This window comes from Bacillus siamensis KCTC 13613 (assembly GCF_000262045.1).
Taxonomy (GTDB): Bacteria; Bacillota; Bacilli; order Bacillales; family Bacillaceae; genus Bacillus; species Bacillus siamensis.
In genome coordinates this window covers 1-251 of record NZ_AJVF01000035.1, presented here as the reverse complement: position 1 = coordinate 251, position 251 = coordinate 1, and the positions used below count along the sequence as shown (strand labels likewise).

Sequence of the window (251 nt, the reverse complement as noted above, 5' to 3'; positions counted from 1 at the left end):
ATTTCTGAAAGCTCGATCCGGTAGCCGCGCACTTTGACCTGCTGGTCGATGCGGCCGATGTATTCGATACCGCACTGCGCGTTCCATTTGACGAGGTCGCCGGTCCGGTACATGCGCTCGCCTGGCACAAACGGATCTGCGGTAAACCGCTTTGCCGTTTCTTCTTCACGGTTCAGGTATCCGCGCGCAAGTCCGCGGCCTGCCACGCACAATTCACCGGCAATGCCTTCCGGCTGCACCTGATCGCCGTC

1 protein-coding gene is annotated in these 251 nt (G+C 60.2%); it reads right to left on the bottom strand.

Annotated features, from left to right (window positions below; translation table 11 throughout):
- Positions 1-251: AMP-binding protein (locus Y79_RS01000000120060; RefSeq protein ID WP_032864793.1), on the bottom strand; the 251-nt coding region annotated here is incomplete at both ends.